Annotated in this window: 24 protein-coding genes and 1 pseudogene; 12 read left to right on the top strand and 13 right to left on the bottom strand. The window is 38.4% G+C overall.

Annotated elements, in window-relative coordinates:
- Positions 1-2 precede the first annotated feature (2 nt).
- The 4 genes from ABUE36_RS14570 to ABUE36_RS14555 form a co-directional block, all read right to left on the bottom strand.
- Entirely contained in the window at positions 3-395 is a 393-nt protein-coding gene (locus tag ABUE36_RS14570) for an integrase core domain-containing protein (RefSeq protein ID WP_421017507.1), read from the bottom strand.
- Complete coding sequence (locus ABUE36_RS14565) at positions 364-636, bottom strand: DDE-type integrase/transposase/recombinase (RefSeq protein WP_421017506.1); 273 nt, start codon at positions 634-636, stop codon at positions 364-366. The genes ABUE36_RS14570 and ABUE36_RS14565 overlap by 32 nt, the downstream gene beginning before the upstream one ends.
- 272 nt (positions 637-908) lie before the next feature.
- On the bottom strand, positions 909-1160 hold the full coding sequence (locus ABUE36_RS14560) for an IS3 family transposase (protein WP_025376395.1): 252 nt from the start codon (positions 1158-1160) through the stop codon (positions 909-911).
- Between the two features lie 123 nt (positions 1161-1283).
- Positions 1284-1409 carry a hypothetical protein gene (locus ABUE36_RS14555; RefSeq protein WP_421017505.1) on the bottom strand — a complete coding sequence of 42 codons (126 nt, stop codon included), beginning with the start codon at positions 1407-1409 and terminating at the stop codon, positions 1284-1286.
- 230 nt (positions 1410-1639) lie between these two features.
- Here ABUE36_RS14555 and ABUE36_RS14550 point away from each other — a divergent pair, with 230 nt between their 5' ends.
- The 3 genes from ABUE36_RS14550 to ABUE36_RS14540 all read left to right on the top strand — a co-directional run bounded on the left by ABUE36_RS14550 (position 1640) and on the right by ABUE36_RS14540 (position 4020).
- The gene (locus ABUE36_RS14550; RefSeq protein WP_421017554.1) at positions 1640-2257 is read left to right on the top strand and encodes a recombinase family protein; all 618 of its coding nucleotides are present in this window, start codon (positions 1640-1642) and stop codon (positions 2255-2257) included.
- A gap of 222 nt (positions 2258-2479) precedes the next feature.
- Positions 2480-3400 (top strand): IS30-like element ISLsa1 family transposase, encoded by a 921-nt coding sequence (locus ABUE36_RS14545; RefSeq protein WP_011373852.1) that lies wholly within the window; start codon positions 2480-2482, stop codon positions 3398-3400.
- A gap of 164 nt (positions 3401-3564) precedes the next feature.
- On the top strand, positions 3565-4020 hold the full coding sequence (locus tag ABUE36_RS14540) for a LysR substrate-binding domain-containing protein (protein ID WP_421017504.1): 456 nt from the start codon (positions 3565-3567) through the stop codon (positions 4018-4020).
- A 97-nt stretch (positions 4021-4117) separates the two neighbouring features.
- Here ABUE36_RS14540 and ABUE36_RS14535 read toward each other — a convergent pair whose 3' ends face one another.
- Positions 4118-5047, bottom strand: coding sequence for an IS30 family transposase (locus tag ABUE36_RS14535; protein WP_216769602.1), 930 nt, complete (start codon positions 5045-5047; stop codon positions 4118-4120).
- A gap of 136 nt (positions 5048-5183) precedes the next feature.
- Between ABUE36_RS14535 and ABUE36_RS14530 the strand changes: the two genes are divergently transcribed.
- From ABUE36_RS14530 to ABUE36_RS14520, 3 genes are all read left to right on the top strand, one after another.
- The gene (locus ABUE36_RS14530; RefSeq protein WP_421017503.1) at positions 5184-6074 is read left to right on the top strand and encodes a diacylglycerol/lipid kinase family protein; all 891 of its coding nucleotides are present in this window, start codon (positions 5184-5186) and stop codon (positions 6072-6074) included.
- A 78-nt stretch (positions 6075-6152) separates the two neighbouring features.
- Positions 6153-6689, top strand: a complete 537-nt coding sequence (locus ABUE36_RS14525; RefSeq protein WP_225439154.1) for a helix-turn-helix domain-containing protein — start codon at positions 6153-6155, stop codon at positions 6687-6689.
- Complete coding sequence (locus ABUE36_RS14520; protein WP_225439169.1) at positions 6662-7567, top strand: IS3 family transposase; 906 nt, start codon at positions 6662-6664, stop codon at positions 7565-7567. The genes ABUE36_RS14525 and ABUE36_RS14520 overlap by 28 nt, the downstream gene beginning before the upstream one ends.
- A gap of 61 nt (positions 7568-7628) precedes the next feature.
- Here the strand turns inward: ABUE36_RS14520 and ABUE36_RS14515 are convergent, their stop codons facing one another.
- From ABUE36_RS14515 to ABUE36_RS14500, 4 genes and pseudogenes are all read right to left on the bottom strand, one after another.
- The gene (locus ABUE36_RS14515; protein ID WP_421017502.1) at positions 7629-8060 is read right to left on the bottom strand and encodes a universal stress protein; all 432 of its coding nucleotides are present in this window, start codon (positions 8058-8060) and stop codon (positions 7629-7631) included.
- Positions 8060-8945: pseudogene (locus tag ABUE36_RS14510) on the bottom strand (divalent metal cation transporter); the annotation flags it as partial. The gene ABUE36_RS14515 and the pseudogene ABUE36_RS14510, both read right to left, overlap by 1 nt.
- A 181-nt stretch (positions 8946-9126) precedes the next feature.
- Positions 9127-9519: a hypothetical protein gene (locus tag ABUE36_RS14505; RefSeq protein ID WP_224272215.1), complete on the bottom strand. Its 393-nt coding sequence runs from the start codon at positions 9517-9519 to the stop codon at positions 9127-9129.
- A gap of 47 nt (positions 9520-9566) precedes the next feature.
- On the bottom strand, positions 9567-10865 hold the full coding sequence (locus ABUE36_RS14500; protein ID WP_421017501.1) for a hypothetical protein: 1299 nt from the start codon (positions 10863-10865) through the stop codon (positions 9567-9569).
- Between the two features lie 108 nt (positions 10866-10973).
- Here ABUE36_RS14500 and ABUE36_RS14495 point away from each other — a divergent pair, with 108 nt between their 5' ends.
- The 5 genes from ABUE36_RS14495 (at position 10974) to ABUE36_RS14475 (ending at position 16102) form a co-directional block, all read left to right on the top strand.
- Positions 10974-11294: a helix-turn-helix domain-containing protein gene (locus tag ABUE36_RS14495; RefSeq protein WP_148127383.1), complete on the top strand. Its 321-nt coding sequence runs from the start codon at positions 10974-10976 to the stop codon at positions 11292-11294.
- A gap of 3 nt (positions 11295-11297) precedes the next feature.
- Positions 11298-12074 (top strand): MvaI/BcnI family restriction endonuclease, encoded by a 777-nt coding sequence (locus ABUE36_RS14490; protein ID WP_421017500.1) that lies wholly within the window; start codon positions 11298-11300, stop codon positions 12072-12074.
- An 87-nt stretch (positions 12075-12161) separates the two neighbouring features.
- The gene (locus ABUE36_RS14485; protein WP_421017499.1) at positions 12162-13349 is read left to right on the top strand and encodes an SIR2 family protein; all 1188 of its coding nucleotides are present in this window, start codon (positions 12162-12164) and stop codon (positions 13347-13349) included.
- The gene (locus ABUE36_RS14480) at positions 13342-15078 is read left to right on the top strand and encodes an ATP-binding protein (RefSeq protein WP_421017498.1); all 1737 of its coding nucleotides are present in this window, start codon (positions 13342-13344) and stop codon (positions 15076-15078) included. The genes ABUE36_RS14485 and ABUE36_RS14480 overlap by 8 nt, the downstream gene beginning before the upstream one ends.
- 70 nt (positions 15079-15148) lie before the next feature.
- Complete coding sequence (locus tag ABUE36_RS14475; protein WP_263776016.1) at positions 15149-16102, top strand: HNH endonuclease; 954 nt, start codon at positions 15149-15151, stop codon at positions 16100-16102.
- A 98-nt stretch (positions 16103-16200) separates the two neighbouring features.
- On the opposite strand, the gene ABUE36_RS14470 is transcribed toward ABUE36_RS14475, so the two are convergent.
- From ABUE36_RS14470 to istA, 4 genes are all read right to left on the bottom strand, one after another.
- Positions 16201-17325 carry an ArdC-like ssDNA-binding domain-containing protein gene (locus ABUE36_RS14470; protein WP_421017497.1) on the bottom strand — a complete coding sequence of 375 codons (1125 nt, stop codon included), beginning with the start codon at positions 17323-17325 and terminating at the stop codon, positions 16201-16203.
- 3 nt (positions 17326-17328) lie between these two features.
- Positions 17329-17673: a hypothetical protein gene (locus ABUE36_RS14465; RefSeq protein WP_421017555.1), complete on the bottom strand. Its 345-nt coding sequence runs from the start codon at positions 17671-17673 to the stop codon at positions 17329-17331.
- Between the two features lie 79 nt (positions 17674-17752).
- Complete coding sequence (gene istB / locus ABUE36_RS14460) at positions 17753-18490, bottom strand: IS21-like element helper ATPase IstB (RefSeq protein WP_014386885.1); 738 nt, start codon at positions 18488-18490, stop codon at positions 17753-17755.
- A 9-nt stretch (positions 18491-18499) separates the two neighbouring features.
- Positions 18500-19723 carry an IS21 family transposase gene (istA, locus tag ABUE36_RS14455; RefSeq protein WP_003555353.1) on the bottom strand — a complete coding sequence of 408 codons (1224 nt, stop codon included), beginning with the start codon at positions 19721-19723 and terminating at the stop codon, positions 18500-18502.
- Positions 19724-19978: 255 nt separating this feature from the next.
- Here istA and ABUE36_RS14450 point away from each other — a divergent pair, with 255 nt between their 5' ends.
- Positions 19979-20908, top strand: coding sequence for an IS30 family transposase (locus tag ABUE36_RS14450; protein WP_216769602.1), 930 nt, complete (start codon positions 19979-19981; stop codon positions 20906-20908).
- The last annotated feature ends 227 nt before the right edge of the window (positions 20909-21135 follow it).

Genomic DNA, 21135 nt, shown 5'->3' with positions numbered 1-21135 from the left:
ATTCATGATACAGGATGCACTCTCCCTGAGTAAACTTTGCACCAGAACCCCTGCAAGGGGGTCTGGTAGCTGAGTGAACTATGAATTCTTTTCCTATTATAAAAGGAATGGACATATTCAAAGAGGACTGAAGCTACCGCTTCATAATGTTCAAAAACTGGAATTGGGTAAACGCATTCCTTTTTGAGTGAAGCATGGAAAGATTCCATTGGGGCGTTGTCATACGGGCAACCCTTACGGATGTACGAGTGGCGGATATGTAGTTCATTTAAGCGTTTGTTATATTCATCGCTGGTGTACTGCGTACCCAGGTCACTGTGAATGATGAGGTCTTCAGTAATTGTCCGATTCTGAACGGCACTTTCAAGTGTCTTTATGATCAGCTTGGTAGCCATTTTTTTTAGAAAAGGAATACCCGATAATCCGACGGGAGTGCAGATCCATGATGGTTGATAAGTAACACCAACCATCACGCTTAGTCTGAATATAAGTAATATCAGTTGTCCATTTCTGATTTAAGCCAGTGGTGGAGAAATCCTGCTTAAGCAGATTGGGACGCTGTTGAATCGCTTGTTTGGAGGAAGAGGTGGCCTTCCACTTCTTGATGGCAATCGAGTGAATATCCATCTCCTTCATGAGCCGAGAGACTCAACGAGGACTGCAGCGGCGCTGCAGAGGTTGAAGTTCCTTACTTAATTCATAGTGAATCTTCATGACGCCGTATCTTTGTTTGAATTCAACGAAGATGCGGAAGATCCGCTATTTCAGATCTTTGTCTTCCAGACTTCTTTTTGAGAGCTTGTGGGCTTTATAGCGATAGTAATGCGCTCTTGAAACCCCGAGGACTCGGCACATCTTAGTTACCTGGTAATTTTGGCTTTCTTGTTGGATATAATCAAAGATATCGGTTATCTCTGCGCAAGGAAGCCGAGGGCTTTTTTTAAGATTTCGATCTCCTCGGATAAAGCAGTTAAGCGTTTCTCCATTGCTTTAATCTCATCAGGAGTCTTACCTGACTTGTTTTGAGTTTGGGCTTGGACCCACTTATGAACAGTGGAATAGCCAATGCCATATTCTCTGGCAAGTTGAGCAGCGGATTCACCTTGTTTATAGAGATTGATAATATTCTGTTTGAATTCTTTATCATAATGAGTTGGCATGTAAAAATTCCTTTCTTTTAAGAGACGATTGACTTATTATACCCTCTCTTAAAAGTTGTCTCAGGAACTAGCTTACATCCAGTCAAGTTGACAGATGAAATAGTATAAAGTTTTTGTCTGTTCCTAAACGGCTTTACTCCAGTATTCATCAGGAGTGAGGCCGTTTCTTTGTGCCGAGCGATTGTGGCGATTGAAGTACTCAACACCTTCTTCCACAAGTTTCTCGAGTTCTTGATATGTCTTAGCCATTGCGTGTCGCTCCATCCACCGCAACTTAAATTCATTCCACCAGCGCTCCATCGGTGCGTTGTCGTAGGGTGTACTCTAAATGGACAATAAACGTTATACTAAGAATATAGGAAAAAAATGAGATTCTATCGGGCATGGTAAGCGATTCTTGAATCTGTTAAAAACGTCTAATTTGAGTGTCTAATCTGTTGCCGATAATGTAGGGTCAAATTCCGAGAGGAGAAGTAGTGATGAAAATTGGGTATGCCCGCGTTAGTTCAACTGATCAGAATTTAGCGCGTCAAATCAAAGCACTTAAAAAAGCTAATTGTGAAAAAATATTCGAAGAAAAGCAATCGGGAAAATCAACCGAAAATCGACCAGAATTACAAGCAGCCATTGCGTATGTTCGACAGGGCGATACGCTGGTCATTGCGTCCTTGGATCGTTTGAGTCGTAACTATGATGATGCCAGTGATATCATCAAGCAGATCAGGGACAAACAAGTTAAAATGGAAGTCTTAGATGCGCCATTTCTGTCGATGCGCACTGGCGATTCAGATATGGATAAATTTATGTTTGACCTGTTAACCAAGCTGCTAGCTTATATGGCCCAAACGGAACGGAAGAAAATTCGTGAGCGCCAGCGTCAAGGAATTGAAATCGCCAAAGCCAATGGGAAGTATCGGGGGACGCGGCCCGCTTACGCCGCAGACGCACCTAACCCACAAAAACGGTTTATCTACCGTCGTATCGTTGACCAGTTAAGCAATAAAGCAACCGGTGCCCCAATTAGCTATCGAGCGATTGCGGCTGAAACCGGTGTAGCGGTGCAGACAGTGATTAATATTAAAAATCGGTTGGTATAGCTGTTAAATAAGCGGTGTCTGAGCACACGTTCGTCATTTTGGATGAACAGATGATGAACATCTATCCACCTCTCATGGTCAGATGGTTTATGAACATAAATTATGTTATTTCAGTTATAGATAAGGCAAACTCTATAATTAATCCGAACAGAAATTAAAAAGCCCAAAGCAATCACTTACAATGGTAGTAGCTAATTCCAACCAATATAGGGAGTGATTACTTTGGGTACATCTACTTTATCACGTTTTCAACGTGGCGCACTAGCACAACTGGTCAATGAGGGGAATAAATCTTACCAAGTAATGGCTGACGCCTTAGGCGTCGCCAAAGCTACGATTAGCTATGAGTTGGACCGGGTTAAACCTTATGATCCAGAATTAGCTCAGCAAGATGCAGATCGCAAAAGGCGGAATTGCGGTCGTCGTTCGATGCTGACGGCAGCATTAGCGACTTTAATTACCAATCACTTACGATTAACCTGGTCACCAGAAACCATTGCGGCCGCTTATAACCTGAGCACTGCGTCAATTTATAATTGGCTTAATCGTGGCTGGCTCCCCTTCAAATTGACTGATCTACCCAATCGGAATGTCCGCCAGCACCGAGTGAGCGAAAATCGTGGGAAATTTACAAGTGGGACTTCCATCGAACAACGGCCAACAACTGTTAATCAACGGTTAGCTTTTGGTCATTGGGAAGTAGATACGGTGCTTTCTAGTCGAAGTGAGTCACGATCATGTCTGGTTACATTCGTAGAACGTAAGACCCGACTTCTATGGGCCATCAAAGCCCCTAATAGAACGGCTAAGGCTCTAAACACCGCCTTTGGCAAGTTTATGGGGGCCTTCGGTCCCCAAGTAAAATCCATTACTGTTGATCATGGTAAAGAGTTTGCCAATTATCAGGCCTTAGAACAGGATTATCAGATCAAAGTTTATTTTTGCCATCCATATTCACCATGGGAGCGAGGTTCCAATGAATATTTTAATAGACGGTTACGCTGGTTCTTCCCGAAAAAGACCAATTTTAGCCAAGTAACGACTGATGAGATCCTAGCAGCACTTGAACTAATTAATCAACGACCATTAAAAATACATCATCAACAGACTGCCATTGAAAGATTCCGGGCTTGTTCGGATTAAACTTGTAATTTGCCATAATAAATAAAAGAAGCCACAACTGTTTAGAACGGGCGCTACAAATTATTGGTTTAGTTGATAAAACTACTTATAACTTACAAAAACAAGATGTAGTTAGTGGGACGCTCGACATTGGAGCAGGAGAAAGTGTGGGGATTATGCCAGTCATGGAGGCGGCCCAGCAAATCATGCGTCAATACCCCGATGTTCGTGTTAATCTTCGGAGTGCGGATGCGGAACCCATCTTAGCTGACCTCGATGCAGGCATTTTAGAATTTGGCATTATTATGGGAAATCGCCCTCTTAATAATTACAACACTTTGGTTTTACCAGCTAAAAATCATTGGTGCGCCATCATGCGAGCAGATGAACCGCTCGCCCAACAGGAAAAAATCCGACCAATTGATCTAGTCGGTCGTCCTTTAATTACTTCACGTCAGGCTTACAAACACGGTTTATTCCAAAAATGGAGTAACACCCTTTATGATCAACTTAATTTTGTGGGAACTTTCAATTTGGCTTTTAATGGTAGTTTACTAGTCAAAACGAGAGCAGCAATTGCACTTTTATATGATCAACTTGTGGACGTTTCACCAGCAAGCGGTTTTCGCCCGCCCGCTTAATCCTGACATGTCAGAAGCGAACACACTCATTTGGAGTAAAAATCGAAATTTACCCAATTTAAATCGATTATTTTTAGATACTTGGTAGATTGCAAATTTAATCCGAATTTTTTGACAAATTAGTCAGCATCACTTGGTAAGGTGTTTGCCAGTTAAGTACTTTAAGGGGGCGTTGGTTAATTTCGAGTAACGTCGTTGTTAAATCTTGAGCACTAATGTGCTCAAAACAAGTCCCCTTAGGGTAAAAATAACGTAAGTTCCGATTGAATCGTTCATTACTGCCGCGTTCAGCGGGCGTGTAAGCATGGCAGTAATAGGTCTGAATACCGTATTGTGGTTCAAATGACACTAGATTGCTAAACTCCGTTCCACGATCGACAGTAAAGGTGTGTACCGGTCCCTTAAAAGTTGTTAGAAACATAGTTAGGGCTTCATTAACAGTCGCCGCTGTCCGATCTTTTAATCGGTAAGCCCAAAGAAAACGTGATTTGCGATCAATTAGCGTTAATAAAGCAGCCTTGCTATGTCCACGAGGGCCAACCACTGTATCTATTTCAAAATCACCGATGCGGTTACGTTGGTTAATCACAATTGGTCGTTGTTCAATTGAACGCCCTAATGATTGATTATATTTAGAACGTTGGTCAAGGTTACGCCGTTGGCGTAGCCCATGTTCAGGTAGTTCACTCAAGGAGAATTCAATTTTCCCCTGATATAGCCAATTATAAATAGATTTAGTGGCTAGTTTAAGCTCATGCGCAATCACTTCCGGTGACCAGCTTAGACGTAAATGGTTTAGAATGGTTTGCTTTAATTTGGCATTCAGTTTAGTTTTTCGGCCACAATGCGCCCGTTTATATTCAGCGTTGGCCTGTGCTAATTCAGCTTGATAAGGTTGACAACGAGATAATTCATAAGAAATCGTAGACGGAGATCGTTTTAACCGCTCAGCCATTTGGATATTGGTCAGTCCTAGCTCACAAAAGGTTTCAATTTTAATTCGTTCAGAATAGGTTATACTAGACAAAAGATCAGCTCCTAAAAAATGGGTTTGTGGTAAACACCATTTTAAAGGAAGCTGATCTTTTTTGTCCGAACAGCGTTCGGATTAATTTTACAATCTACCACTTTACAAAAAAATTTAGCTCAACAAGGAGGCTCTGATGCCTAAATATACCGTTATTTATAATGAAGATGCTGGAAAAAATGATAATAAATCCATCGCTGAACGTTTTCAGCAAGCGGCTGAACGATTGAAGCGATCAACCACCTTAAAGGCCACGTCTAGTCGTCAAGAAGCGCTCGATTATGTAGTTGATCATATTGATCAACTGGATACAGTTATTACGATTGGCGGAGATGGCTCCATTAATACCGTGTTTTCAGCCTTCCTTAAGGCTAAAAAATCAGTCAAAGTGGGAATTATTCCTGGTGGTACCGTCAATAATTTTGCTAAAGCACTCGAAATTCCTCAAGATGAAGAAGCCGCTTTTGATACCATTCTTAATGGTCATCTCCTCGCTGTGGATTTGGCCCATACTGAAGACCGTGCCATCATTAGTAGCCTTACACTTGGAACCCTTGCTGATATGGCCCGCCATGTCGGACAAGATGAAAAGAAAAAATGGGGACCTTTAATTTATTTGAGTAAAGGAATTCGCCAGTTAATTGCTAAGAAATCTTACCAAATTAAAGTTAGTACTGCAGATGGCGACCATGTCTATCGCACGCGCTTCCTATTAGCAACCACTACCAACTCAGTGGGTGGTTTTACTAATTTTGATACATCTGCATCTCCAGCAGATGGAAAAATTCACTTAGTTATCCTGAAACATTTTTCATTCATGCGTCTTTTAGGATACCTAAGTTATTTCTTAACTGGACGTTTTCGGGATATCAAAGATGTTGATCAACTTACCGCTCAGGAAGTTGAAATTTCTGCCGTTGATTCACACTTGAAGGTTGAAACTCGAATTGATGGTGATCCTAGTGACCAACTCCCCATCAAACTGGGCGTAGAGCAAGGCTTCGTTCAAGTTATGGTACCTAAATAATTTAACTCAAAATAAAATGGACCAACGTGAAGTGAACCCCCAAGGTTGGACAACAAATTCAACCTTGGGGGTTTTACTATGTCTAAATTCACTTTCGAGTTTCGTACAAAGGTGGTCACTGAGTACCTGACCGGTAAAAGCAGCACTTCTCTAGCAAAGGAATACGGTGTTAGTAATGATGCTATTGTTTTGAACTGGGTTCATCTGTTCCAAAGGTATGGACTTGATGGTTTGAAGCATCGTTCCATGGATCAAGATTATTCTAGTCACTTCAAAATCGATGTATTAAACTGGAAGGAACAAAATCACGCCTCACTTCCAGTAACTGCCTTACATTTCAACCTATCATCGCCTAGTACAATTTGGCAATGGGCACGACGCTTTAAGAAACTGGGAATTGAGGGTCTTGAGCGAAAACGAGGAAACCCAAAAGCAATGACAAAGCATAAAAACAAACGAGCTAAGAACCAGTCAGCCCCAGCTTCTAAAGATGACAAAGCTAAGTTAAAACAGCTAGAAAAAGAAAATGAAATGTTAAGAATTGAGAACAGCTTCTTAAAAAAACTCGATGCCTTAGCACGGAAAAAATCCACACAAGAGAACTCACGGCACTAGTAGCTGAGTTAAGGCAGGAATTTCAGGTTTCAATTAAACTAGTTCTCAAAGTGGTTAAGATTCCGCGTAGCACATATTATTATGCGCAGACTCATTCTGGACGCGTATTTGATGACGATCAACTCATTCAAGCGATTGATGAAATCCGTCAGCAGGATCCAAAATATACCAAGAAATATGGTTATCGTCGACTGACTAATGCACTAGGTGAATTAGGGTTCAAGGTCAACCACAAACGCGTATTACGCATCATGCATGACCATGACTGGCTGTGCCAGGCTTTTAATCGTCAAAAACGTAAATATAACTCATATCAGGGAACGGTTGGGAAAATTTCTCCAAACCGTCTGAATCGTCGTTTTATGACGGATCGTCCCTATCAAAAACTAGTCGCGGATGTTAGTGAATTCAGATATGGTAGCATGAGCCAGAGTGAACGTGTTTATCTAGAGCCAATTCTGGACCTGTTTTCGGGAGAAGTTTTAGCATTTAATATCAGTAACCACCCAACAGTGGAGTTTGCGGTCAAGCCATTGAAAGAAGCTCTCGATCGTCTACCAAAGCTCAAGTATCGAACCACTGTTCATACGGATCAAGGTTTCCAATATCAGCATTATAATTGGCAGCAGACTCTAAAAAATCATCGGGTCTTTCAAAGCATGTCCCGTAAGGCGACCTGTTTAGACAATGCCGTAGTAGAATCATTTTTCCACATCATGAAAGCCGAAGTTATGGACGAGCATTTTGAAGATCAAGCATCACTAGTTCAAGCTATGACTAACTGGATTGATTTCTACAATCAACGTCGTATCAAAATAAAACTGAACGGCAAGTCTCCAGTACAATACCGGAAACTCGCCGTTCAGAAAGCAGCTTAATATATTTGTCCAACTTTAAGGGTTCACTTCAATGCAATCAAAGCGTTGATCATTTTTTATATTATCGAACCACAGTTACCGTGATGGGAGCATACTTCGCCATGTAGGCTGCTTGGCTACCAAAATGTCGTGCTAACCCTTTTTTAGACTCTGCGCCAACCACTAACAAATCGGGTTGGACAGCTGGAATAACTTCTTCCACAATGGTCTCGCCCGGATCGCCTTCCGTAACGACGCACTTTACATTTTGGACTCCCGCATCCTGAGCCTTTTTCTGATATTTTAAGATATGTTGTTCAAGTTCGGCCCGTTCTCCATGAATAAAGTCCTTATCTAGTGCTTGAAAAACATTCATTTCGTCACTTCCCAAAACTGATACGATTACCAATTCAGAACCCGATTTTTTGGCCAGATTAATTGCATAATCAAAGGCTAAAACGGCATCTTCCGAATCATCTACACCAACTAATATTCTCTTAACATCAAAGGTCATTATGCTTCCTCCTTAGCTTCTGCTTTACTTTGCATTTCCAATTCGTAACGTTGGTTACCTTTATGGAGTTCAAAGACTGTCCAAGCTAGGAGTTAGGAGTGATAGAACTACTGCCACTAGAATATAGACAATTATGTGCGCCAGCTCTACTTCACCAGCACTTGGATTAGCTCCAAAGAAGGCCGTAATTGAATTTGGTAAACCAGTCATATTGAGGTAGGTTAGGAAAATAACCGAAATCCAACCTAAAATTTTGACCGCCCAACTATTCTTAAATCGATCACCCATTTCAATGCGACTATCCGTCATCATCAACAATGGAATCATTGAGAATGGTAATGCAAAAGCAAAAAATACTTGAAAGTTATTCATCAACTGATTTAGGGCTTCGTGTTCTTGAAGATCACCTTTACCACTGGTAATCATGACACAAATCAAAACTGGTACAACTGAAATCAAACGGGTAATCAAGCGCCGTGCCCAAAGTGGCATTCGCATGTGAATGAACCCTTCCATGATAACTTGGCCGGTTAACGTTCCCGTGATGGTTAAATTTTGACCAGAAGCCAACAAAGCTACCGCAAATAATGTCGCAAGTGCCCCAGTTTTGGCAACTCCAATCAAAATTCCGTTACTCAAAGTTGAAGTATCATTCAACGCATAGAATAGACCAAAGAATGATGGATCTTGGACAGCGCCGGACTTAAATACGGCAACTCCCATCACCAATAGAAGTGAATTGACGATAAATGCGAATGATAGCTGAATATTTGAATCTCAAGTTGAGAAACGTAGCGTTCTTGCTACGTCTTCTTCATCGTTATGATCAATTTCACGCGTTTGTGAAACCGCTGAGTGCAAATACAAGTTATGAGGCATAACTGTTAAGCTGTGTCGCTGTTGCTCTCCTATTATACTCTGTTACAGGGTCTAATTTGGAGAATCCTAATGGGTCTCTATAAATCTAATTACATCACGAAATTTAAAACGGCCACTAGCGTATACCCTATTGGCCGTTTTTGATCCACTATCAATGGCTTTCTAAATTATCAAGTTCTTAGACTTATTAAAAATTGTTAAATAAGTTTAATTGTTCAAAGCAAGCAAAATCTCTATTTGTTAATAAAGTAACCAGTTGTTGGTTTTTACTTACATATAAATAATTTTGTGGCGGAGTAATTCCGATTGTTCTAAGAGTTGCTAAATCTATAGGGGGATTGATCTCAAATATTTCTTTGATCGGATAAGCATAGTTTCTATGCATACTGCAATTATTAAAACTGTCTGTCCCATAAGAAGTATAGGGTATTACTTCACCCATTTTATATGGGTGATCTAGGAGTAGAACATATTTTAGTTTTGAGATGGGTTTACTTTCATAAACATAAAACCAATTAGGGTAAGGAACTTTCCAATATTTATTTCTGTATTCTAATGTTTTTCTTCCGTCTAAGATCATTTTTATATATCTGGGTTGAATACTGAACAATATATCACTGTTATATCTCATAGCTTTTTATAAATGACTATATTTTCTTTTGTCATAGTAGATACGACTTTTCCTTTAACGTTAGTTGGGCTATTTTTTGAAGGCATCCTTTTATTGGGTATATTTCTATCAAATTGGGCTATTTTTTTGACACCTAAACTATCATAAAGCTCCGTTATAATATCATTTGTTGTTAAATTAATGCCCTTTACAGTTCTGTTAGCAGTAACCCAAAACTGGTATGAATTAGGCTTCATAACTCGTTTTATTTCTTTTAAGGTGGAAAAGAGATCCTGATAAAACTGAGATACTTCTAATGCACGTTTAGGGTCGATGGCTGCTATCTCTGATAGTAACTGGTTCAATTTTGGGGATTTCGTTTGAATTAACTCTTTAGTTTTCAACTTTCCACCAAGTAAAGTACTATCTAGTTTTGGAACTATATTTGCAGGTAATTCATTGAGATCTAACCATTGTAAACTAGTCCTCGAAAATTGACCGTACGCAACTGTTGTTTTTGAGTCACCATATGGTGGAGATGTAATTAACATATCAAAAGAATTATTTTTGATCTCTGGAGTATGAGCAGAAGAGCCCCAAATTGTTTTTACATTTCCAGACATATTAGGAGAATTACGATTATATTTTATATTTCGTTCAGTAATCATTTTAAACTTCTCAAAAACATCAGGGTGCCAATCACCTAATTTGTCAGGGCTAATGCGATACATTTTAAATTCATTATTGCGTGTATTTGAGACAAACCGAGTAGTAACACTAAATGCCACTAAGAAAAAGTTCTTTATTTCATTATCTTTAATTTTTAAAATCTGATTTTTGATAATTTGTAAATCAATAATTACATAATTTTTGAACCAATAATTAATATTTTTAAAATTTGGAAGATTGAGTTCACTTTTTCCCTCTAAAAAAAGTGATTTTTCTTTTTTAATGTTTAGAAATAGGCTTGTTTTTTCGTTTTCAAGTAATTGATTATCTATCAGGGTAGTTTTTACATTAGCCATTAAAATGGCTAATGGATTAAGGTCCACACCAACTGAGTCAATTCCATGTAGTCTTGATTCGACTAATGTGGTTCCAGAACCAACAAATGGGTCATAGATAGAGCTTATATTTTGAAATTTTTTAACTGACTCTATAAAAAGTTTTGGTAATTGAGGAATCATAGTTGCTGGGTAGTCATGGTAATTATGAGTCGCATAATTCGTGTTCTCGGATTTGAAATCTAGGAAATCGGTTTTAGATTCAATTTGTTTTTTAAGCTCATTGATTATTTTTATGTCAGTAGTTGCCAAATTTAAGCCCCATTCTTTCTATGGGCGAAAGTGTACTTATAGATACACTTTCGCCCATTAAAATACACTTATTATTGTACTAGTAAATAGGAAAGAGGTAAAGATGTTTTGCAAGATTTAAAAGATTTCAATAATTTTATAAGTGAAAGTGTTAGCTTACTTGAGCAGAAAAAAGGAATAACCCATGAACAAGTGGCTAGTTACCTAGGCGTTTCCGAGACATTTATCAAACATGTAAATTCTAATCGTTTTAGCGCACATTATAATGTTTTCCATTTATGGAAGTTATCAAAGTTATTTAATGTTGAATTGGATCAACTAACTCCGCCGCTTAATAATTTTTCGTCTTTTAAAAAAGTGAGAAGATATGCAACCCAAACAGACTATGAAGAGTTTATCAAAAAATATCAATCAAAAGAGGTAATATAAAATATGGAAAACAATGTCTATTTACTCCAAGAAAAGCTAAATACTATTAATTCTCAACCAACTGAATTTGATTTTGGAGATGGAAAGGTTTGGTACAAAAGTCATAGAAATGGGCCAACTGGTATTGGTAAAACATTTGAAGATCTTTTGGGAAAAAAAGAGGATAACTTGCCTTTACCAGATTTCCATCAAATTGAACTTAAAGCGCACGATCAAGCAGAAAATAGCTACATAACTTTGTTTACTAAATCTCCCAATGTCCCAAGGGGAGTAAATACTTTGTTAAGAGAGCGTTACGGATACAAGGATATCAATAGTGACCAAAAAATTTTACATACTTCTGTAACTTCAAAAATGCAGTTTAATGCAAAATCAAATCGCTACTTTATGATTGTTAATGATCCGGAAAGAGAATCATTAATATTACGTGTTTATACGCACTCTAGAGAGTTAATAAAAGATGACTTCATTGCTGAATGGTCCTATGATATTTTAAAAAAATCCCTTAACAACAAATTGAAAACTTTAGCTGTCATCAATTCTTCTACTAAAGTCTACAATAAAATCAAATACTATTCTTACGACAACATTAAAATCATCTACGCGCTTTCTTTGGAACAATTGTTAGCAGCCTTAGAAGATCAAAAATTGATTGTAGATTTACGATTAGGTGTTTACCACTTTGGGAAAAATCTTGGGAAAACTCATGATCATGGAACTGGGTTTCGTATTAAGTATAACGACTTACTTCAGTACGCCTATACGGAGAATCTTAATTAATTTTTATTAGGCGATAAATATTCGTTAATTTTAAGATGTTGATGTAGTGATCAAAGTTCGTTGCGTCAAGAAGAGAGGATGTTTTTTGTGAGTGAGCAAGATAAATCAAGTTTTAAAATTGTTCAGGGTGGGTTGGGAAATCATTATAGGGAAGTTGAATTCGACGAGTTAAAACAATATCTTCAGCCTCAAATGGCTGCTAATGTACACATAAATTTTCTGATTGGTTCTGGTTCGTCTATACCGGTGATTCCGACCATGGGAAATACATTTAACCAATACAAAAAAGAAGCCCCTGCTGAATTTGAAGCTCTATTCTCTAAGTACTGTACTATAAAAACGGCAGGTGCTGAAAATAATATCGAAACGTTTCTTTCATGGTTAGGAAATCGGATAAATGGTCTCTCTGAAGATGAACTGGATATCGAAAGAAAAATCGCAACAGATCTAACCGACTTCTTGATTAATTCTATTAAAATAGGAATGAGGCAAGGGCTTGAAAATCTCTCCAGTAAAGGAACAGAATCTCTAAGTGATAATCTTCAATGGTACGAAAATTTTATTCGGCGTGTAGCAAAATTGCGTGAAATTGCAAATGATCAGTTTGACACGGTTAACCTTTTTACAACTAATTATGATTTATTTTTAGAAACTGCACTTGATCGCTTAGATTACTCATATACGGACGGTTTCCAACCAAAGATACGACCTATCTTCAATATATCAGAGTATAGTAGAAGACCAGTAGATGTCGCACATCGATTTAGAGATAAATGGTCAATTGTCAGACCCTTCTTCCGAGTTTATAAGTTACATGGTTCTCTGAATTGGTGTAACAAGTCAAATTCCATTATTAAAGTAGCTGACTGGGAGAACAATGAAGCAAGGGTCATTGCACCAACCTCGTCAAAGTATGCTGATAGTCAAGGATCGCCATATTCTGATCTGTTTAGGGAATTATCTGTAGAACTATTAAAACCGGATTCACTGCTGATTATTAATGGATTTAGTTTTGGTGACCAACATATTAGTGATTTAATAATTCAGGCTCTTGGAAGATCAGATTTTTCTTTAATTGCCTTTGTTGATGATACCCTACCGAGTGTCAGCACTTTCATGAATGAAGTCAGTGGAAATACTAAAGCTACCTTTATTACAAATGGTTCAAATAGAAAGGACGCATTCTACTTTTCGACTTTAGTATCGCTTTTAGCTTTTCAGGATCCTTTCGAAATTTCGACAGATAATCAGAAAGAAGGTATTGAAGGTGAATAACTGGGCCATAGGTGAAGTGGAGTTGACCTCACCCTCATATATTGAGTTTTCGGTTAAACCAAACGACATTTCTGACCGTCTTCATGATGGAATAGTTCAATCTATACGAGGGGTCAACGATTTTGTATATTGTAATATTTCTTGGAATATTACAGTAATTTTTAGGGTAAGCAAGATTCGCAATCAGGGTTACGATGGGAATCTTTCACCTAATTCTTTAGACACTATTAACAGAATGATATTTACAGCAGAGCCCATGGGAACTGTAGTGGATTCTAAGTTCAAACCAGGTGTACTGCGTTCCCCAATGGTGGGAACGCCAATATACGGAGCTGATGAAAAGGTTCTAAGTTCTCTGTTTTCTCAGATTGGAGATCACCTAATAAGCTTGGGACCTATTAACAATTATCCCAAAGTGAAGCCCGAATTGAATCTAAGCAAAATTTTAACGTCACATATAGCAATTTTAGGAAATACTGGTTCTGGGAAATCAACCACGCTTAGAGTATTGCTTGATAGAATAAATTCTGTTAAAAAGCACCTTAAACGTTCAGCTAGATTCATTGTTTTTGATGTTCATGGTGATTATTCTAATTTAGGTTTTGCAAAGCATCTTTATATGAATAAAATGCACTTACCTCTTGGAAAACTTACTGTTGACGACTGGGAATCAGCACTCTTGCCCAGTGAAAAATCACAGAAACCAGTTCTTAGACGGGCAATCCAGATTGCACATTGTAATCTCTCAGGTCAGCGATTCATTTATGCTATTTTAGCGAAAATGGCAGTAGCAGATACAACACAAGAGTCATTTGTAACTCTTAAAAGGGCTGTGACTAAATGGTATGAAAAAATATATCCAAATGATGAAGACACTCTAAATAAATGGATTCAGAATTTTACGAAAATTGAAAACCAAGAATCCTTAATGAGCAAACTGGATCAAGTGTTAGATGGTACGTCCTTTGCTACTATCGATGATGTTCTTATGGAAAAGAGTTTTTATAAAGATGACATTTCATTAACTGTTTTCAAAGAATCTTTTGAGATTACTTTTGGCGAAGAGGAGGTTCAAGGGGATCGTCGGGCAAGGATAAATACAGAGACTATGATGAGTCGTTTTCGGAACTTAAATTCTCGGTATGGCGGTCCTAAAGGTATCCTTAATCGTATGAATGGCGCAGAAATTTCTTTAAATCAGCAAGACTTAAAGGGGTCAAAATTTTGGATTGTAGATCTTACTGGTTTGGACGACGACGCATTAAGACTGGTTTCAAATTATTTAGCTAGGTCAGTGTTTGAAAATAGTCTTCATTTTAGCAATCAACACAGAAATAAGATTCCTTTTAATTACTTATATCTTGATGAAGCACATCGCTATGTGCTTCAATCTCAGGGAGTAGAGTCTTCTATATTTGAACGTATTGCGCGAGAAGGTCGAAAATTCAACGTTTATATTGGCATTATCAGTCAAATTCCAAGCGAATTATCAAAAATTGTTCTCTCACAAACAGGTGCCTTTTTTATTCACAGAATTCAAAACTCCCTAGATTTAAACTATATTCTGGCAAATGTACCATCAGCGACGAATGATTTAGTTTCAAGATTACCTAGCCTACCCCATGGAACCGCTTTATTGTCCGGGAATGCTTTTGATATTCCATTTGAACTAAATGTTGAAGCAGGAGAATATGGCGAAGCTTCTAAATCTATTTCGCCAATTCATTAATAAAACGTGTATTTATTGTATAGTGCTGAGTATTCCGATTAGTGCTAACTAATAAGAAAGAAAAATGCTTATGAAAAGATGCATTATTTGCGGACAAAAGTTAACAGAAGAAAATAATAGTAGAGAGCATATTATTCCTAAAAGAATAGGAGGTATTAATCCACATAAAGATATTATTTGTAAGGCATGCAACAATCTTATGGGGAGTGTAATTGATAAACCATTTTTAAATAATTTTCAGCATATGTATGACATGTTCGGAAATAAAAGTGGCAGGATTATTATGAACCTTGAACAAAACAATAATTTATATCGAGTTCCTTTTTCAAATGGGCAGATCGATAACGGGAAAATGATAAAATTAATCGATAGATTCCCGAGAATAATGGATAAAAGCAGCTCTTCATATAACTTTAATATATCTTTTTTGAATAATAAGGATTATGAGAACTGGAAGTTAGAAATTGAAGATAAAGCTAATAAAAAAGGATTCATTTATAATATAAATGATATTAAATTCGGTGAAGTAAAAGACCCAAAATTCACATTGAATTTGAAATTTGACCCAATATCATTGGTAATGGAAATGATAAAAATTCAAGTAGAATATCTTGCCTACATGGGAGTTGATGTAAATAATTATGTAGGAACCATAATGATCAGATTACTATTAAATCATCCTCATGATAAGTACAATTTAGAAATCCTAGAAGAGCCTTGTAATAATATCTTCGATAACATTGTTGTCCCTGCTATTAATTTCAAGCCTAAAAACATCACTAATTCGAAAAAAGAGACAAGTGTAAGTGTGATCCCTATATATAGGAAACCAAAGTTAATAAATTTATTTTTTGACCATTATAAAACAGCAGGCCTGTTTTTTTATGTGTCCCTATCTGGCGCAATGAATGTATGGATTCCCTTAATGAATTTCAGTAATTTGTCTAGTCTATTTGGCCCTTCTTTTATAAATTTAATTCCATGGGGTAAAGAGAATTTCCAAAAGTTACAAGCTAAATCATAATCCGTATTCTATGGTCTTTGAAGCTGATTATACGAGAAGCCCTATTTTCACTGAAGATGATTTCTTCTATTCAAAATACATCGTTTTCTAATAATTGGCTAACGTTTCATGCTTCGATCGGGTTTAGGATCGGGTTGTTTGATTGACGGATTTTCTTCGACAAATGCTGTCAGTTGTTTTTGAGTTCGATCACTAATTTCTTGGTGCACATCGTTTAACTGATTTTTTAATTGCGCTTTTTGTTGTGGACTAGTTGTTTGTTGAATTTGTTGTTGCAAGCTTTGGTAGGACTTATTAAGATCATGGGCTGATAACTTTTTTAGATCATGCTCAGGCTCTTTTTGGGCTTCTTGTAAGCCTAATTGTTTGGTTAACCCGTCGCTAAGCTCAATCACTTTGTTGCTAACTTGCTGGATCTCACTTAAAGCACTATGGATCACGGCTTTATCTTTAGCCCAGGTGGCCACGTAACCGAGGGAGTAGTTGCTGGTATCAACGCCAATATTTTGCATGGCAACATACGCAACCGCTTCGGCTTGGGTTTCCTGATAGGCTCGTGGCCGATCTTTAAAGGCTGATTTTAATCCGTGTAGCTGGCTATGCGCATATTCATGATATAACGTCTTCAATTTTAAAGCATTATCGGGCTCATCGCCACCAATGACGATTTCATTAGTGCTGGGTTGAAAATACCCCTTAGCCCCATTTAGCGTCGCTAAAGGCACTTCACTGACTTTAAGGTCGGTTTGCTGGTTGAGATAGTCCTTGAATGCGTTATACAAGCTTGTCACATTCTGATGATCGGCCAAATTTTCTTTGACAAAGTCTTTAGCATTTAACACTGGTTCACCGCTAGTTTGTGCCACATCAAAGACGGGTAGATAGCGATAACCGACAATGGCGCGCTCATCGGTGGTATCAAGATGCTTCTGCTCGGCTGGTGTTAGCTTCTTAATGATCGGAGCCGCAATCCGAATCGCTTTTGCGCCCCGGTAGACGGTGCGGTTAAAAGCCTTCTGCCATTGCTTAAAACCGGCGACTTGAGTGGCTTGAGGATTTTGCGCATAAATTAAATCAATGTTTCTGGCGCTATAACGATGAAATTTAGCCAGGGTATTGAGATACTTTTTAAATTGGTCACTATCAGTTAATTTTAGGATTTGCTGTTCAGCCTGGGCGACTAATTGTGCTTTCCAGGCTTTAACGTCGGCTTTACTCGGCATTGTCTACCCCTCCTCATCTTCAAAAGTATCATTCAATGTCGGCAATGATCTTATTTGAATCGGGGTCGTGCCATAAGGGGCAACGTAGCCATCGGCTAATTTTTGCCAAGCCACTTGATAATAAGCCCCATTTTCAGTAATTTCTTTTAAATACTTATGGTAGATTGTAAAATCAATCCGAATGAAGCTTGAACAAAAACTATTTTTTAAGTTGCTCAAGCTTATTAGACCTTCACTCTTATTACATGTATAGGATCCACTATTCATTAGAGAATAGTCCATCAACATAACTGGCACATATAAATCAACTGTTAACCAGTCAATTTTTTTGGCGACTACTACCATCATTCTATCAATTTATTTAAATTTGTCAAGGGCAGTTTAAAAATGTAGGTTTTCGGCAGAAAGAAATGTAGGTTTTCGGCAGTTACTTGAGGCCACGTAATCGGTAAGATTTACCAGTGATCTTCACTACGTGAACATGATGAACCAAGCGATCGAGAATGGCTGCTGTCACAGTTGGGTTCTGGAAAATATCAACCCAAGCGGATAGATCACTATTGCTGGTAATGATCGTTGAATGCTTTTCATAGCGGGCATTGACTAGCTGAAATAAGAGGTTAGCTTCTTGGTGACCAATTGGCAAATACCCAATTTCATCAATAATTAATAGGTCATAGCGCGAATAGCGGCTTAGAGATCGATCAAGCAGTCCTTTTTCGTAAGCTGCTCTCAATCTAATCAACAGCTCATGACAATTAATAAAGAGAACCCGACAGCCCTGTTTACAGGCCTCAATCCCAATACTAATTGCCAAGTGGGTTTTACCGACTCCCGGATTGCCAATAAAGATTAAGTTTTCAGACTTTTCCATAAAAGCCAGATTCTGGAATTCCAGAACCTCTTGGCGATTCATACTGGGTTGAAAGCTAAAATCAAATGTATCTAGGGATTTTGTATTGGGGAACCGAGCACGGCCAATGGCCCGTGCAATCTGACCTTCGTGTCGATTCTGGAGTTCCGAATTAGTTAAATCAATTAGCGCCTCAGTTAATGACAGATTATCAGTGTGAATTTGATCAAGGTAATTCGGCAAGTATTCACGGATTTTGTTTAACCCTAAGCGCTCAAGATTATTTAAAAGAATTTGATTATTAGTGGTCATGGTAGCCTCCTATAAGTTGTCGTAATCAGTCATATGTTCACGAATGTAAGCTGAAATGTCTTCATCTGTCCGCCCTTTAAGCAAATCAGATTTGAGGATATTGAACTGATCTTGGGGGTCATAATTCAGCGAATTGGTAGTTATGGAGTGCGTACGAATTTCTTCTCCGTTATAATAAATGTGAATGCGCTGCTCATCATTGGAGATTTCAACAGCAACCGTACAACCAATGTATCGCGGATCTACTGAGTACTTACATTTGCGGAAATTGATCATGGCCTCCTTCGAAACGACACGGGTAATGTTTTCTTCGAAGTATGGTTCAAGGAGATTAACTGGAACGCGATGAAGGTACTCTTTTTCTTCGTCTAACCATTTCAGGTACGGGACTTCGTCCGTGGCCTGCGAAGTTTCATGATTTAGATCATCTCGGAGCATATGAACTAGTTCGATTAGCTCAGTTCCATCAGCAAATTCAGTATTGTATGGCCGTAAACGTTCAACCGTGCGAGCAAGGGCTTCAACTGCACCTTTAGTTTGTGGTCTGAATGGTCGACAAGCAATTGGTGTGAAACCGGCATCTTTACAGAATTCGTGGAACCGTTCGTTAAAGACAGCGTGGCCAAACTGGGATTTTGTATGATCCACAACGGTTTTCATATTATCAAACCAGATTTCCGTCGGAATACCTCCGGTATGAAGGAAAGCGTCGTGTAAGCAAGAAAAGAGGGTATCTTGGCTCCGATCAAAGGTTAGTGTCATATATTTGAGTTTTGAATAAGGCAATACATACAAGAAAATATTGAATTTAAACAGCTCACCCTCGCTGCTCACTAGGGCCATTTCTTCTTTCCAGTCAACTTGAGCAGAGAGACCAGGGGAATGTTCAATCCGAATGGTAGCTTTCTTAACTCGTTCTCGGCGGGTTTGGCGACAATAATCTTTCACGAGGGTATAGCTGCCGGTAAAGCCCTTCTTCTGGATAAATTTAAAAATTGAAGCAGCCGAACAATTTAGTTCAAGCTTTGAATCGATGGTTTGCTTGAATGGATCCAGTAAACTTGGCCGTTTCGGTCGACCACTTGGTCGGCCCTTAAGTCCAGCTTTGACTTCCTCATAGGCTTTCTTAACGGTTCGATAATCAACATTATATTGCCGGGCAATCTCGGCGAAGTTAGGCTTAATATTTTCAGTCACGTAAATCGTCACTCCTTCTCTTAAATCACGTCTCACATCAAATTCCTCCTACACTCTGATGTGATTCATGATACAAAAAATGTAGGAAAACCAACAGTTCTAACCTGCCGTTTTCCTACATTTTACGGGTGCCTTTTACAAATTCTTATATCCATCAGCAAGTATCAGCATTCTAGATCTAATTGAATAATAGGTAGATTGTAAAATTAATCCGAACGCTGTTCGGACAAAAAAGATCAGCTTCCTTTAAAATGGTGTTTACCACAAACCCATTTTTTAGGAGCTGATCTTTTGTCTAGTATAACCTATTCTGAACGAATTAAAATTGAAACCTTTTGTGAGCTAGGACTGACCAATATCCAAATGGCTGAGCGGTTAAAACGATCTCCGTCTACGATTTCTTATGAATTATCTCGTTGTCAACCTTATCAAGCTGAATTAGCACAGGCCAACGCTGAATATAAACGGGCGCATTGTGGCCGAAAAACTAAACTGAATGCCAAATTAAAGCAAACCATTCTAAACCATTTACGTCTAAGCTGGTCACCGGAAGTGATTGCGCATGAGCTTAAACTAGCCACTAAATCTATTTATAATTGGCTATATCAGGGGAAAATTGAATTCTCCTTGAGTGAACTACCTGAACATGGGCTACGCCAACGGCGTAACCTTGACCAACGTTCTAAATATAATCAATCATTAGGGCGTTCAATTGAACAACGACCAATTGTGATTAACCAACGTAACCGCATCGGTGATTTTGAAATAGATACAGTGGTTGGCCCTCGTGGACATAGCAAGGCTGCTTTATTAACGCTAATTGATCGCAAATCACGTTTTCTTTGGGCTTACCGATTAAAAGATCGGACAGCGGCGACTGTTAATGAAGCCCTAACTATGTTTCTAACAACTTTTAAGGGACCGGTACACACCTTTACTGTCGATCGTGGAACGGAGTTTAGCAATCTAGTGTCATTTGAACCACAATACGGTATTCAGACCTATTACTGCCATGCTTACACGCCCGCTGAACGCGGCAGTAATGAACGATTCAATCGGAACTTACGTTATTTTTACCCTAAGGGGACTTGTTTTGAGCACATTAGTGCTCAAGATTTAACAACGACGTTACTCGAAATTAACCAACGCCCCCTTAAAGTACTTAACTGGCAAACACCTTACCAAGTGATGCTGACTAATTTGTCAAAAAATTCGGATTAATTTTACAATCTACCGAAAGTTTCCGGGCTTGTTCGGATTAAACTTGTAATTTGCCATAAATAAGAAATTTAAACGGATGGGACTGCTTCATTACTGTTTGCCATTTAACCATTTTTCGGACACAACAATGACCTAAAATTCATTTAAGGTGTCATATTCTTAACCTCTTCGACTTCCAAGTACAAAAAAAGTATTTTTCCTTTTTATAGTACATTGCATCAGAAAAG

Source organism: Furfurilactobacillus cerevisiae (assembly GCF_048961765.1).
GTDB lineage: Bacteria > Bacillota > Bacilli > Lactobacillales > Lactobacillaceae > Furfurilactobacillus > Furfurilactobacillus milii_A.
The sequence above is the reverse complement of the archived record's forward strand: the minus strand, read 5'-3'. Positions and strand labels throughout refer to the sequence as shown.